This window comes from Prevotella sp. oral taxon 306 str. F0472 (assembly GCF_000257925.1).
In the GTDB taxonomy this organism is placed as follows: domain Bacteria; phylum Bacteroidota; class Bacteroidia; order Bacteroidales; family Bacteroidaceae; genus Prevotella; species Prevotella vespertina.
Genome location: NZ_AJIN01000067.1, coordinates 248,551 through 262,802 on the forward strand (window position 1 = coordinate 248,551; position 14,252 = coordinate 262,802).

Below are 14,252 nucleotides of genomic sequence, written 5' to 3' on the forward strand. Positions count from 1 at the left end.
TTTAGGTATTGCCTATTTGAAAGATAATTTATACTTTTGCACTCAAACATTAACATTTAACGGATTGTACTCACATGAAGAAAGAAGCAATTTACCTATCTCTTGCTATGCTCGCAATGGCTACAACGCCTTATAAAGCGCATGCACAAGAGATGGAAGACACCACATTACAACTCAAAGAGGTAACGATTAGTACGACACGTATGCCTGAAGTAAAGCAGAATGCGGCTGCTACTGTTACCATCATAGACCAGAAGCAAATAGCAGAAATGAGTAAGGCGGCACCCGACATCACCCATCTTTTGGGCTTACTCACACCAGGTATGGCACTATCAAGCAATACCACAAGCTCGCGCTCACAATCACTTCGTGGACGAAGTGCCCTCATCTTGATTGATGGCATCCCTCAATCAACTCCTTTACGTTCAACCGATCGTGACATAAGAACCATTGACATCGCTGCTATCGACCATATAGAAGTGGTGAAGGGATCTACTGCCCTCTATGGTAACGGGGCTATTGGTGGATTGATAAACATCATCACGAAGAAGAATACAACTAATAGAGCTATTGCTGGCGCAACGACTCTCTCGGGCTCAACCTACAACTTCTTCCGCCAGAGCAAAGGGCAAGGTTATCGCATCAACCAGCAACTCTATGGTCGTTTGGGAAACTTCGATTACCTCGTAAATGGCGCATTCGGGCGTACAGGTAGTGCCGTTGATGGTGACGGGAAGTTCATTTCTCCACGTTACGGACTCGGTGATACTTACACAACGAACGCACTCGTCAATCTCGGTTACAGCCTATCTCCAAAGAACAGAATCGAATTGATGTATAATTTCTATCGTAGTTTGCAAGACACGAAACTGATTCCTTCCGGTGGAAAATACCTCCAAAGCCCTTCAATAGGTGTAATTGGAAACAAGGATCCACAGGCAGTTGACGAGGGAACAAGGTACAACCACAATGCGTATCTCAAGTTTACTTCAAAGGACATATTCAAACATACCGACTTAGAAGCATCCGTTTATGGCTCGAGTTTATACACCATCTTCGACTTCCGAAAGGCTAATCCAGCACAACCAAGATGGGAGGAAACAAGCGGACAGTCGGCTGTTAAGGATCGTAAGTTCGGTGTTCGTGCTCAGTTCAACAGCCGTCTTATCTTCTCTGACAACGCCTTTGCACATCTAGCCTATGGTTACGACTACCTCTACAATAAGACTTCTCAACCCTTAGTAGACGGCAGGTATTGGATGCCATGGCTCACCAGCAACAACCATGCACCCTTCCTTCAGATCAAAACAACGCTCTGGCAACACCTTAGCATCAAACTCGGTGGACGTTACGACTACATTAGTGTGAAGGTACCAGACTACGATGTACTGCGTAATAAGCTCTCCGACCCACAAGTGCAGGTAAAGGGTGGCACGCTAAAGTATAACAACTTATCCTTTAACGTGGGTGTTTCTTATAACAAATATCCTGCTTTTCAACCCTTCGTAGCCTACTCTCAAGGCTTTTCTATCTTCGACTTAGGTCGTACACTACGTGCTGCTAAGGCGGATGTACTCGCTAAGATCTCCACAGAACCAGTAAAGACTAACAACTACGAGATTGGTGCTTACTCTGATATTAACCATTGGTTGCAGCTCAATGGCTCGTTCTTCTACACCTATTCTAAGCTAGGAAGTGACCTCAAGATAGACCACGGCTTCTGGGTAGTCAATCGTACTCCACAGAAGGTATATGGCGTTGAGTTGAGTGCAGATGCGCAAATCCTCAGCAACTTAAAGGCAGGCGCTAACCTCTCATGGTTCGAAGGTAAGCTCAAATCAGCTACTGGTAAGTGGGACACATACATGTCGAATATCTCCATTCCAGCCGCTAAGTTGGCTATGTATGTCAACTATGCTCCAGTCAAGAATACCTATCTCCAACTGCAATACATACACACTGGTAAGCGCGACCGATTCGCTCCTAACGCATCAGGAGTATATAACGAAGGAGAAGGAAAGGTAAGTCGTATCAACTTACTAAACCTCACTGCAGGTGTTAACTTGAAGGTTTGCGACTTGAGTTTGTCGGTAACCAACCTCCTAAACTACACTTATTACACACCAGCATCCATGATGATGGCACGCAATGCAGAGTATGCCCACGCCGATGGACGCAGGTTAACTCTCACCGCAGTGTTTAAGTATTAAGCCACAGAAACACGACAGGTAGGCTCCCACGTGGCGGGAGATTCCTAAGTAATAAAGTAGGGGTAGATGTTCAGCATCTGCCCCTTTCTTATGCACAACACGCCTCGCAAAAAGGCACAACAGCCTATCGCACATCGTAAATTATAAGCAGGGAAGACGGAATATAGCATATCTTACATTCCTTCTTGCCTACTTCTCTTTTGCTTTTCAGCGTATTTCGCATTGCTGAAATGCGTATCTAACCATATTATCTAAGCGTGATAATTAATTATCTAAGTCCTGATAAAACTTTATCTAAGCGTGATAAAACTTTATCTAAGTGTGATAATACAAAGACATACGCATTGCATCATTACGAAATAGGCGCTAAAACAATACGAGAAGCGTGTGGAATGAATACCGAAAGCGTATGAAATGAGATTTTAAAGCGTGTGGAATGAAAACCGAAAGCGTGTGGGGAAGTAGCGAAGAGAGGCTCTTCAGAAATCATAACACTACCTGACTCGTTCGCTCGCAAGGATTGCATCATGACATGACAAGGGCTAACACTCAATCATTTATGCGTCAGAAAGGCAATAGTTGCAATACGCTTCACTCGTTACTAACGCAAAATGCAACTATTTAAAAGCGGATATTCCTTTGAAGAACATATACAATTATCTACTTTTGCAGCACTTAATACACATCAATTTATAATCAATAAAAACCGTTTATCATTATGAAGAAGAGTTTATTCATAGGCTTTGTTATGCTCTTAGTTGGCATGACTGCCAGTGCTCAAGACTACAAGAAACAGTCGTTCATACCAGAGGCTGATATGCCAGATGCCGGTATCTACCTCCCTGCGCCACCTGATACTGCATCCTATCAATTCGATTATGACTTCCGTCAGTATTGGTGGGGTCGCAAGATGAGAGAGGACAAAGAGCGTGCTGCACAGGCTAAGTTCGATGCAAACTTCGATGTGGATTCAGTCCTCGTAGGCTTTGCTCCAGCCTTTGGAATGCTCATCACACCCGAGAAAACACCCGAGACTTACAAGCTCATGTGCATGATTGGTATTGATGGTAACCATGCTGTCGATCGTGCCAAGGCTAAGTATATGCGCAAGCGACCATTTGCGCAGTTCCATGAGCATACCCTTCAGCCACAATTCGAGGCAGAGCTGATCAACAACGGGTCTTATCCTTCTGGTCATACCTGCCGTGGATGGATCTTCGGTCTGACCTTAACTGAGTTGAACCCATCACGTGGCAACGAAATTATGAAGCGTGCTTACGATTATGGTCAGAGCCGTGTTATCTGTGGATATCACTATCAGAGCGATGTTGATGCAGGTCGCCTATGTGCGAGTGTAGGCTATGCTGCAGTTCATTCATCCGAAGCCTTCCAGAAACAAATGGCTAAGGCTAAGAAGGAAATAGCCAAGATTCTTGCTACAAAATAAGCCCAATAAATGTCCTAAAGAAGCAAGAATCTTACTTTAAATAAGCATAATTCCTACCTTAAATTAATATGAATCTTACTTTAAATAAGCATGATTCTTAGCTTAAATAAGCATTAAAAGCATACAAATACTTTGTTGTTTCAACGAAAAGCAGTAACTTTGCAACGCTTTTCGGTGTAACCGCTGGTTGTGGAAGAGTCGCTAACTATGTTACATTGGAACGACAAACAATATTTAATTTATCAATAAGAAATGGATTTAATTAAAGTTGCAGAGGAAGCATTTGCAACCGGCAAGCAGTTCCCAGAGTTCAAGGCTGGTGACACAATCACTGTCGCTTACAAAATTGTCGAGGGTAACAAGCAGCGTATTCAGCTCTATCGTGGTGTAGTAATCAAGGTTTCTGGCCATGGAGAGAAGAAGCGTTTCACTGTTCGTAAGATGTCAGGCACCGTTGGTGTTGAGCGTATTTTCCCAATCGAGTCACCTAATATCGATTCTATCGAGGTGAACAAGCGTGGTAAAGTTCGCCGTGCGAAACTCTATTACCTACGTAATCTTACAGGTAAGGCTGCACGTATCAAGGAGAAGAGAACAGTTGTTGCTTCTACTGAGAAGTAAGCCCTTGGAAATCCAAGAAAATAAAAGTCCGATACCAAGAAGGTATCGGACTTTTTTAATCTTCATAGTTCAACTTAGCATCATTGTCGCCATGCAAAGCCTTACTTAGGTCTTTCCAGTTCTGGAACCCAGCGAAGAGTGCTAGCCTATCTAACGTCTTTTGGGATGGTTTCTCTTTACCTTTAAAATAACCAATCAGCCTCTTCAGTGATGTAGTCTCCAAATTGATATGGTAGACCGCAAGCCTGCTTGACAACTTCTCTACATCTGCCACTAGTTCTTTACGCACTTGAGTCTTATGCCCTAAATCCTCAATAATGGCTCTAAACTTCTTTTTCATCTCTCATTGAAAGCATTACTAACGTGCTGCAAAAGTAATAAAAGATTAGGTAAATGAGTAAGATTCAGCAAGTTTTTTATGTTACTAACAGCAGATAATAGCCTCTCCTCCCACTTACTGCTTATAATGTATAGCCTCCATGAAACGCTTGACAACCTCTGGTTTACCCGTGTGTTTACCCTCATCTTCAGATATCTTGCAGGTGTCATTATAGTACGGCCACAGCTCTGTTATCTTAACTGCTACGAGCTTAATAACGATGTTCATAGGCTTAACATGTGGGAAGTCATTGGTGAAGTGAGTGCCTATTCCGAATGAAGGTTTTACCTTTCCTTCGGCATAGTGTTGTAACTCTATCGCACGGTCAGTATCGAGTGCATTAGAGAAAAGAACCTGCTTGTCACGGGCATCGATACCGAATGACTTGTACTTAGCAATAATCTTATCCAACTGCTCATGGTTGTCGCCTGAATCAATACGAAGCCCCTTGAATTGGTTAGCAAAGTCTTCCGAGAAGTTATAAGAGAAGATATCCCAACCGAAAGAATCATATAGGTAAGTACCGAGAGCACCCCTATAAGTCTTGCGCCAAGCCTCCATTGCCATGTAATTAGCCATCTGTGGACCAAACATACCACCTATTGCACAGATGAATTCATGCGCCATTGTGCCCACCGGCATCAGGTCATACTTCATCGCAAGGTGTATATTACTAGTACCCACAAACTTGCCCTTCCACGTCTTACTCTCATAACAATCTTTCATCGCACGAACGGCTATCTCTTCTGCTTTCAGACTAGCACGACGACGCGTACCAAAGTCTGAAAAGACGCAACCAGCCTCTAGCAAGCGTTCCGCCTTATGGTAAGTTTTATCGTAAAGAAGCTGATAATCGAACTCTTCTGCCTGCTCATTAAATACGTAGAAAAGCTCTGATATGATGGCAAGAACCTTCACTTCAAGCAAGATCGTATCGGCCCACAAGCCTTCAAACTCTATGTGTAAATGCCCTTCCGAGCTCTGCCAAACCTTTACCCAATCGCTTGAGAAGCGGAAACCACGTAGATAAGTAAAGAACCATTCAGGCAAATAGTTGCACTTACGACGTAGGAAGTTTATCTCCTCCTGAGTGATGATAACCGACTCTAATAGCTTTATCTGATGTTCCACCTCACGTGCAAATCCATCTGGATAAACCGTATCGTCACGATCAACAAACTGATAACAAACATGCGCACGAGGGAAGTTATCGATGACAGCACAGCACATTGTCAGCTTGTAAAGGTCATCGTCAGTGAAATGATTAATAATCTGTCTCATTTGTTATTGTACGTTTTTTTCTGCCGTCAAAAGTATAAAAAAGATGTGGAAGAACAAAGTCTTTTCATAGAAATAACATATCTGACAACTCAAAAGAGAGCCTCATCCGAAGTCTAATAAAAGTCACTTCTCTACCCATCTCCCGCAGAAAAGCAAGAATAAATAGTCCGTTAACCACAGAAACTATACACGCCAGCACCAACCATTCAGCCTTCATCGATCCTTAGAACAGGCTACTTGAATCCTCCATCATTCATTCCTCTGTGTGTAACAAGCCACCACCTCGTAAACAAAGTCCAACAGAGCGAAAACGAAGAAACGCCCTTCTCCATTTGAAGAAGGCGTTTCCTCACATCAAAGAGAGCCTCCCTTCGTATGGAAGAGAGGCTTTCCTTGCACTGGAGTAAGCCTTTCTTGAATTGAGGAAAGTTTTTCTTTTGTGTTACCGAAAGCACTCTTTTGTAGTGAGCAGTGTTCCTCTTAATATCAAGGCGAAGTACTTCTTTCTTCTTATTAATTGACATCACGCACACAAAAGAGGATGTTAATGAGATGAATTAATCGTTGTTATTCATACATATATTCGTCAGTTCCATCAGTAATAATACGTGATTGGTACGAATAATAGCCCTGAGAATAGGCGTATTCAAGCCGATTTGCAGCGTAAATAAAACTTTCTCATCATTTATAATGATATTTTCTTATTTTTTTACAAGCACTTTAAAGATTATTATTTATATTTGAAAACGAAACATTATGTGATACGTATGAACCTAAAAACAACTCTAAACAAGCTAAAGACTAAATGGTTTAACTTTCTGGAGAGGCTGTCCTATCGTCAGAAAGCGTCGTTGGTAATGCTTTGCGGTGTTATTGTTGGACTGACAGGGCTGTTCTTTTACCTCCTTCGTATGCATACATATATAATAGGAGACGACCCTGCTGCATGTATAAACTGCCACATCATGTCACCTTACTATGCAACGTGGTCACATTCAGCACATGCTCGTAACACAACTTGCAACGATTGTCATGTGCCTAACAACAACATTGCTTCTCACTATGCCTTTAAGGGGGTAGATGGTATGAAGCACGTTGCTTACTTCGTGACACATAGTGAATCACAGGCGTTCGAGGCTGAGGATGCATCTGCAGAAGTGATTATGGATAATTGTATTCGGTGTCATAAACAACTCAACCAAGAGTTTGTAAAGACAGGACGAATCGACTATATGGAAGCGAAAAGGGGCGAAGGTAAGGCCTGTTGGGACTGCCATCGCGATGTAGCACACATGAGGAAGAACTCCTTGTCGAGTACTCCTGGGGCAGAGTTTGTAGAACCCATGCCTCCTTCTCCAGTCCCTGATTGGCTCCAGAAAGTGTTAGGAAAGAAATAAAATAACTACTAAACCCTATAATTATGGCAAAGACATTAAAGAAATGGCAGGGCTGGTTGCTCTTCGGAGGAGCGATGGTCATCGTGTTCTTCTTAGGTTTGCTATGCTCGTCCATGTTAGAACGAAGGGCGGAAATAGCGAGTGTGTTTAATAATCGACGTACCCAGATGACTGACTCTATCGTAGCTCAAAACGAGAAGTTTGCCGAAGACTTCCCCCGTGAATACGAGACTTGGGCGATGACGGAAGATACCAGTTTCGTTAGTAAGTATAACTCTTCACAGGAAGTCGATGTATTAGGACAACGACCAGAAATGGTTATCTTGTGGGCAGGATATTCTTTTTCACGTGGATATAACACCCCTCGTGGACACCGCCATTGCGTTGAAGACTTACGTAAAATAATGCGTACTGGTAGTCCAGGTGTGGATGGTCAAGACGATATACAGCCTGGTACGTGCTGGACATGTAAAGGTCCTGATGTGCCAAGGTTGATGAGAGAGAAGGGAACAGACAAATTCTATGCTGCCAAGTGGAGCAATTGGGGACCAGAGGTCATGAACACCGTCGGTTGCTCTGACTGCCATGATGCACGGACGATGGAGCTTCGTCCAGCTCGTCCAGCACTCTATGAGGCGTGGGCTCGCGTTGGTAAAGACGTGAGAAAAGCCACACATCAAGAGATGCGTAGCCTGGTCTGCGCACAGTGCCACACAGAGTATTACTTCGAAAAGGACAATGGTAACTATCTACACTTCCCTCAGGAGAAGGGTATGACGTGTGAGGCAGCAGAAGAATATTACGATAGTATAGGCTTCTATGACTACATTAATCCACTCTCAAAGGCGAAGATCTTGAAGGCACAACACCCTGGTTATGAGCTTTACTTACAGGGTATTCACGGACAGAGAGGCGTTTCTTGTGCTGATTGTCACATGCCTTACATCTCTGAAGGTGGTGTGAAATACACCGACCACCACATCATGAGTCCGCTAGCTCACATCGATCGCACTTGTCAGACATGCCATCGTCAAGATGCAGAGACGCTTCGTCAGAATGTTTATGAGCGTCAACAGAAGATTTATGACTTCCGTACTCATGTGGAGAAGGAGCTTGCTGCAGCACATATCGAGGCTAAGTTTGCCTGGGATAAGGGTGCTACAGAAGCAGAGATGCAGCCTGTTTTGACTGATTTACGTAAGGGTCAGTGGCGTTGGGACTATGCTGTTGCGAGTCATGGAGCAGCCTTCCATGCACCTCAAGAAGTAATGCGTTTGCTCGCAAGTGCTATGGAGTTTGCTAAGGATGCACGCCTACAAATAGCACGAGTTGTCGCTCGTCATGGCTTTACAGGACAAATTCCTCTGCCTGACATATCGACTAAAGCAAAGGCTCAGTCATATATAGGACTAGACATGCCAAAGCTTAATAGTCAGAAAAAACAGTTCCTCGACACAATCGTACCGAAGTGGATTGAGACTGCAAAAAAGAACAAACGGTTCATAACTAAGCCGATGTAAGCGAACAAAGTAGTAAAAGATAGTTGGTAGCTAATGGTTAACTCCATTGCTACCGACTATTAATTTTTATGGTATTGATCTAGTAATGTGATAGAAACAGGTGATAGTCTTGTATCTGAAAAAGCATGAGAAATGCAACAGAAACAGTGCAAGTATTGAGGATAATATCAAAGATTACAACTGAAGATACCATTTCTTTTCCTTAAAATAACAATGTGGAATAAACCTTATACATTAAAAGAAGGGACGGCAATCGTCGTTGGATTGCTTATAACTGGTCAGTTATTACAGTTTACAATGGGGCCTTTGGAGTGGGCAATCTTTGCTTGGCCAGCTAATATCGGGACGCTCCTTTTCCTATTGATAGCCCTAGTTGTTGTTTATGCCTTGCGTAAGAAGGTGTACTTCTTCCGCTTTATGACCACCATGCAAGCCGCTATTCCTGCCATAGCAGGTGCTGCTTTGCTAACGTTGATCATGGGTATTACGAAGCAAGTAGCCGAAGGGAGAAACCCAGTAGACCCCATCGGACTAACGAAGATGCTGAACTATTGGCCATTTGTACTCGTCTATCTCTGGTTGACCATCATAGTGGGTGAGGTCACACTGAACCATATCTTCCATTTTTCATGGCGTCGTTTGCCATCTTTTGTGAGCCATGCAGGATTGTTCATAGTGCTCACCTGTGCAACACTGGGTAGTGCTGATATGCAGAAAGTGAAGATGTATTGTGAGACAGGGCAGCCTGAATGGCGTGGTCTAGACGCTATGGACAATGTGCATCACCTACCAGTTGCCATTCAACTAGAGAAGTTCACCATTGATGAATACCCTCCCAAGCTAGCGTTAATAGGGCGTGGTGGGTTCCCACTCCCTAAGGATAAGCCTGAGAATCTATTGTTAGATAAAGGTATGCGAGTAGGTCAGTTGCTCGATTGCAAGGTAGAAGTTCTTAAGCGAATAGATAATGCTGTCCCTGCCATGTTGAGCAAGATGATAGGCAAGATGCCCACTGGAATGATGGGAAATATTCGAATGGATTCACTCGGACAAGCACGTAATAAGGATGGATATATAGCCTCGGATGCAGCTGGTTCGGCGTGTGCTCTATTGGTGAAGGTCACTACTAACAATGCACCCTACAAGGGTGTACATCATAGCTACACGGGTTGGGTGACCTGCGGAAGCTATCTCTTCCCTTATCAAGCCCTACGTTTGGATGACGGGCGTATGTTAGCTATGCCTAACCGAGAGCCTCGTCGTTTTGCATCTCTCGTCGACATCTATACGAAGAGTGGGCAGAATATCCAGACAGAGATAGAGGTTAACAAGCCATTCAGCATTGAGGGATGGACGATCTATCAGCTCAGTTACAACGAGCAGATGGGTAAATGGAGTAATCTCAGTATCTTTGAGTTAGTCACCGACCCATGGTTACCAGTGGTGTATGTCGGTATTTTCATGTTATTAATAGGTGCCGTTGGAATGTTCCTAACGGCTAGTCGTAAGAAGGAGAATCAGTTATGATCTGGAGTTATTTCGTCGTTTTCGCAATCATCTCAGTATTGTTATGGGCAGTCGGAGCATGGGCTTCGTGGCGTAATCGCCGTAGTCTAGCCTTCATAACAACAGGTCTTGGACTCTGTGTGTTCTTCTCTTACATCCTTATCATGTGGATAACTCTCGAGCGACCACCGCTCCGCACGATGGGAGAAACGCGTCTTTGGTATAGCTTCTTCCTCCCTTTAGCGGGCATGATAGTGTACAGTCGATGGCAATACAAGTGGATTTTGAGCTTCTCAACACTCCTTGCAACCGTCTTCGTGTGCGTCAATCTCTTCAAACCAGAGATACATTCAAAGACGCTCATGCCTGCTTTGCAGAGTCCATGGTTTGCCCCTCACGTCATCGTTTACATGATGGCTTATGCCCTCTTAGGCGCAGCTGTGGTCATGTCAGTGTATCTGCTCTTCTTCAAGAAAGGCACAGATACCACGAAAGAGATGGAGATTACGGATAATCTCACCTATGTTGGGCTCTCCTTCATGACGCTTGGAATGCTCATGGGAGCACTCTGGGCAAAGGAAGCATGGGGTCATTACTGGGCATGGGACCCAAAGGAAACATGGGCAGCTATCACTTGGTTCTCTTATCTCGTTTATGTTCATTACCGCCAGTATCGCCCTCATCACCTGCGCCCAGCCCTTATCATCCTCATTATAGCCTTCTGTTTGTTACAGATGTGTTGGTGGGGTATCAACTACCTACCATCTGCGCAGGGGATAAGCGTGCATACTTACAATTTGAATTAAGGCTTTTCTAAAAGCCTATTCAGCCTCTCCCCCCGTCCATCTACAGCCTCACCCCCGTCCCCTCTCCGAATGGAGAGGGGCGTGAATACTATTAGTAGGATGAGAGAGAATGGTTAGTGGGGTGAGAGATAATCGCACTTTTGAATCAAAGAAACAGCCTCTGGGTAAGACATCCCCTCCTTTGGAGGGGCTTGGGGAGGCTTTTAGTAGAATAAAGGAAACGCTCTTCTCGCTTGGAGAAGGGCGTTTCTTTGCATTGAAGAGAGGCTCTCTTGCCATCAAAGAGACGCCCTCTTCAATAGCTATCAACCCTGTTCTCTCCCCTATCCATTCGGAGAAAGGAGGAAAGCGAGGCTCTCCCTCTCCTTTCAAGGAGGATAGAAGGAGCATCTAAAGGGGGTTGACAAGACTTTAGGGGAGGTTCTGCAGAAGATTCAACAAGGGTGTTTATACTCATCATCCACATTGTTTTGAAGGGAAGAAAGCAGTATATACAATCTCCCCCTATCGTCTGTTGTGACAATAGGGGGAGGCTTTGTGTTGTGTTGTTGTTATCTATCTCTATCGTGAAAAGATAATGGAAAGGCAGGAATAAAGTCCTTTCTTTTACTTTGCAGACTCCTCTATACGCTTCAAACCCTTCTGATAATAAACGTAATAGAGTATTCCTGCGGTTGTTAAACCAAATGGGAAGGCATACCAAATACCCAAGAGTTGGAAATTCATAACTACTCCGAAGAGGTAACCCAATGGCAATGAAACGATGAAGAAAGCAATAAATGCAATCCAAATCAGCGGTTTCACTACGGCGATACCACGCATGGCATTTGCATAATTACACTGCATTCCGTCGCCAAACTGATATATCATGAAGGGGACAATGGTCATTGATACCATCGAAATAACCTCGGTATTATCAGTAAACAAGGCTCCCATGCTATGACGGAAGATGAAGATTGGAACAGAGGTCAGCATTGCCAGGAAGAAAACGAGGTGTATTCCTGCTGTCGCCGTGCGCCTTACTGCTGTGTAATCACGCTGTCCCATGAAGTTACTAATGCGCACTGCTACTGCTGCAGCAAGCCCATAATAAATCATATAACCCAGTTGGGAAATAGTTAACATGACCTGGTGTGCTGCCAAGGCTGTTGTTCCGAACCAACCAACCATTAGGCTAGACAGACTGAAAGCTGCTGTTTCCATACCCATTTGAAGTGCCAACGGAAACCCGAGAACAGTGATTTGTCGGAAGTCTCTGCGGTTTGTTCGCCCTTGATGCCAGCCCTTTCTGTATTCCTTGTACTTCTTACTAAAGAAGAAGATACCCATCATTACGAGTGCCATCACTATACGGGAAATCATTGTGGAAAGCCCTGCTCCTATCAGTCCCATCTCTTCCATGCCTAGGTGACCATAGATGAGAACCCAGTTACCAAATATATTCATTATGTTGCCACTTACCAATATCCACATAGCCACACGAGTATCAGTAATACCGTCAGTGAACTGTCGGAAGGTGTTAAACCAGCAAACAAATGGAAGGGAGATAAGCTGTATGATGAAGTAAGGACGCATAAGGGGTAAGAGCTCTTCAGGCTGTTTTAAGTTGCCTAGATTCATATACAATACACCCATGATAACCGATAAGATTACTGCCATACAGGTGTTTGCTGCCACCGCACTCTTCATGAGTTCGCCAATACGATGCGTCTTCTCCTGTCCATAAAGGTTACCCACAAGGGCAGTAATAGCGTAAGTAAAGCCTATAGCAAAGACGATTACCAACGTAAACATATTGTTAACAAATGCCGCAGCAGCCAACTCCTCCGTACTATGATGTGATATCATCAAGGTGTCAGCGAAGTTTAGAATGAGGTTTCCTAGCTGTCCGATGATGATAGGTACACCCAAATAAGTAAGGTTCCGATAGTGTGTCTCGTATCTTGAAAACTGATATGACATAATGATGTATCCTGTTTCTTTGTTGTTAATGGTGCAAAGGTACGAAATTAAAACGTATTATTATACGCCTTTTATAATAATCTTCTCTCTTTTAATTAACTATTAGAACTTTTCTTGCTCATGCTCATCTGTGTTTGAACGAAACGCCTCCTTTTTGTAACAAATTTATCTTTTCTATTATTATGTGGCTTTGGCTCCGTGCCAGATAAGGGCAGATAAAGACGAAAAAAGAGGAAACCTTCAGGCTTCCTCTTTGCTATTTAAACTGTAACGAATGGTTTACAAGTCGAATTTATAGCCCAGTGTAATCTGGAATACGCTGTTCTTTACCTTGCTACCTTCGTATACCTTTGTTACACCCCAGTTGTAACGAGCATCCAACTGGAAGTTGTTATACTCATAAGAAACGCCTACTGGAATAGAAAGGTCAAATGACTTTGCCTTGCCAGGAAGGGCTACATTGAGTGCATGTGCTGCATCAACAGAAGCAACATCACCGACTTTGAAACCTGGTTGAACACCCAACTTCACTGCAAGACCCTTAACAACATACACATTAGCAGTTATTGGAATGTTGATGTAATCAAGCTTTTGTGTAACTGTAACAGACGGTTGATTCACCTTAGCACCTTGCATAGAGTAGAGCAGACCAGCGCTAACTGAAACGATGTCAGTTGCTTGATACTCTCCTTCAGCACCTGCTACAAGACCGAGACGAGCGTCTGACTTGCTGTAATCAGTTAGGTTTGCAATGTTCAAACCAACCTTTGGCTGGATGTTAAAAGAACCTACTGCGTGTTGTGCGAATGTAGCTACTGATGATAACATCAGGGCTGCTACTAACATAATCTTCTTCATAATCGAATGAATTTAATGTGAGTTTAATTGTTATCTATAATCTTTTTACTGTCTTGTTAATTCTCTCCTTTGTAAGTCATAACCTATTCGTTCGTTTTAACAAACCTATTATCACTTGGCGTGGGCAAAGTTATGTTTTATAAAGAAAACGGCAAATTATTTCCAATTAATAAGTGTTAAAGAAGGTATTTGGATAACATTTATCATAAAAAAAGGCGAGTATTGGAGATCAATCAACCAACTCTCACCTTATTATATATATAAC

At 43.5% G+C, this 14,252-nt stretch carries 12 protein-coding genes; 8 read left to right on the plus strand and 4 right to left on the minus strand.

From position 1 onward, the window contains the following. The first annotated feature begins 74 nt into the window (after positions 1–74). The 3 genes from HMPREF9969_RS11185 to rplS all read left to right on the plus strand — a co-directional run bounded on the left by HMPREF9969_RS11185 (position 75) and on the right by rplS (position 4,278). Positions 75–2,210, plus strand: a complete 2,136-nt coding sequence (locus tag HMPREF9969_RS11185; protein ID WP_009435816.1) for a TonB-dependent receptor — start codon at positions 75–77, stop codon at positions 2,208–2,210. 718 nt (positions 2,211–2,928) lie between these two features. Further along, positions 2,929–3,657, plus strand: coding sequence for an acid phosphatase (locus HMPREF9969_RS11190; RefSeq protein WP_009435983.1), 729 nt, complete (start codon positions 2,929–2,931; stop codon positions 3,655–3,657). Between the two features lie 252 nt (positions 3,658–3,909). Continuing rightward, positions 3,910–4,278: a 50S ribosomal protein L19 gene (rplS, locus tag HMPREF9969_RS11195; RefSeq protein ID WP_009435837.1), complete on the plus strand. Its 369-nt coding sequence runs from the start codon at positions 3,910–3,912 to the stop codon at positions 4,276–4,278. Positions 4,279–4,333: 55 nt separating this feature from the next. Here rplS and HMPREF9969_RS11200 read toward each other — a convergent pair whose 3' ends face one another. Both HMPREF9969_RS11200 and pncB read right to left on the minus strand, forming a co-directional pair. Further along, positions 4,334–4,618, minus strand: a complete 285-nt coding sequence (locus HMPREF9969_RS11200; protein ID WP_004383742.1) for a hypothetical protein — start codon at positions 4,616–4,618, stop codon at positions 4,334–4,336. A 114-nt stretch (positions 4,619–4,732) separates the two neighbouring features. Next, entirely contained in the window at positions 4,733–5,938 is a 1,206-nt protein-coding gene (pncB, locus tag HMPREF9969_RS11205) for a nicotinate phosphoribosyltransferase (protein ID WP_009435780.1), read from the minus strand. Between the two features lie 767 nt (positions 5,939–6,705). Between pncB and nrfH the strand changes: the two genes are divergently transcribed. From nrfH to HMPREF9969_RS13250, 5 genes are all read left to right on the plus strand, one after another. After that, positions 6,706–7,335, plus strand: a complete 630-nt coding sequence (nrfH, locus tag HMPREF9969_RS11215; RefSeq protein WP_036895684.1) for a cytochrome c nitrite reductase small subunit — start codon at positions 6,706–6,708, stop codon at positions 7,333–7,335. 23 nt (positions 7,336–7,358) lie between these two features. After that, on the plus strand, positions 7,359–8,855 hold the full coding sequence (nrfA, locus tag HMPREF9969_RS11220; protein ID WP_009435933.1) for an ammonia-forming cytochrome c nitrite reductase: 1,497 nt from the start codon (positions 7,359–7,361) through the stop codon (positions 8,853–8,855). Between the two features lie 213 nt (positions 8,856–9,068). Next, complete coding sequence (locus HMPREF9969_RS11225; RefSeq protein WP_009435818.1) at positions 9,069–10,382, plus strand: cytochrome c biogenesis protein ResB; 1,314 nt, start codon at positions 9,069–9,071, stop codon at positions 10,380–10,382. Beyond that, positions 10,379–11,167 carry a cytochrome c biogenesis protein CcsA gene (gene ccsA, locus HMPREF9969_RS11230; RefSeq protein ID WP_009435769.1) on the plus strand — a complete coding sequence of 263 codons (789 nt, stop codon included), beginning with the start codon at positions 10,379–10,381 and terminating at the stop codon, positions 11,165–11,167. Before HMPREF9969_RS11225 ends, ccsA begins: the two co-directional genes overlap by 4 nt. A gap of 109 nt (positions 11,168–11,276) precedes the next feature. Continuing rightward, positions 11,277–11,561, plus strand: a complete 285-nt coding sequence (locus HMPREF9969_RS13250) for a hypothetical protein (RefSeq protein WP_009435927.1) — start codon at positions 11,277–11,279, stop codon at positions 11,559–11,561. Positions 11,562–11,773: 212 nt separating this feature from the next. Here the strand turns inward: HMPREF9969_RS13250 and HMPREF9969_RS11240 are convergent, their stop codons facing one another. Beyond that, a complete protein-coding gene (locus HMPREF9969_RS11240) occupies positions 11,774–13,129 on the minus strand; it encodes an MATE family efflux transporter (RefSeq protein WP_009435772.1) in 1,356 nt (451 codons plus the stop codon). A gap of 279 nt (positions 13,130–13,408) precedes the next feature. Next, positions 13,409–13,987 carry a porin family protein gene (locus HMPREF9969_RS11245; RefSeq protein WP_009435979.1) on the minus strand — a complete coding sequence of 193 codons (579 nt, stop codon included), beginning with the start codon at positions 13,985–13,987 and terminating at the stop codon, positions 13,409–13,411. Positions 13,988–14,252: the final 265 nt, after the last annotated feature.

Excerpts from the sequence above, each read along its gene's own strand:
- nrfA (WP_009435933.1), top strand. The coding sequence starts at position 7,359 with ATGGCAAAGACATTAAAGAAATGGCAGGGCTGGTTGCTCTTCGGAGGA.
- nrfH (WP_036895684.1), top strand. The coding sequence starts at position 6,706 with ATGAACCTAAAAACAACTCTAAACAAGCTAAAGACTAAATGGTTTAAC.
- HMPREF9969_RS11190 (WP_009435983.1), top strand. The coding sequence starts at position 2,929 with ATGAAGAAGAGTTTATTCATAGGCTTTGTTATGCTCTTAGTTGGCATG.
- HMPREF9969_RS11245 (WP_009435979.1), bottom strand. The coding sequence starts at position 13,987 with ATGAAGAAGATTATGTTAGTAGCAGCCCTGATGTTATCATCAGTAGCT.
- ccsA (WP_009435769.1), top strand. The coding sequence starts at position 10,379 with ATGATCTGGAGTTATTTCGTCGTTTTCGCAATCATCTCAGTATTGTTA.
- pncB (WP_009435780.1), bottom strand. The coding sequence starts at position 5,938 with ATGAGACAGATTATTAATCATTTCACTGACGATGACCTTTACAAGCTG.
- rplS (WP_009435837.1), top strand. The coding sequence starts at position 3,910 with ATGGATTTAATTAAAGTTGCAGAGGAAGCATTTGCAACCGGCAAGCAG.
- HMPREF9969_RS11185 (WP_009435816.1), top strand. The coding sequence starts at position 75 with ATGAAGAAAGAAGCAATTTACCTATCTCTTGCTATGCTCGCAATGGCT.
- HMPREF9969_RS11225 (WP_009435818.1), top strand. The coding sequence starts at position 9,069 with ATGTGGAATAAACCTTATACATTAAAAGAAGGGACGGCAATCGTCGTT.
- HMPREF9969_RS11200 (WP_004383742.1), bottom strand. The coding sequence starts at position 4,618 with ATGAAAAAGAAGTTTAGAGCCATTATTGAGGATTTAGGGCATAAGACT.
- HMPREF9969_RS13250 (WP_009435927.1), top strand. The coding sequence starts at position 11,277 with ATGGTTAGTGGGGTGAGAGATAATCGCACTTTTGAATCAAAGAAACAG.
- HMPREF9969_RS11240 (WP_009435772.1), bottom strand. The coding sequence starts at position 13,129 with ATGTCATATCAGTTTTCAAGATACGAGACACACTATCGGAACCTTACT.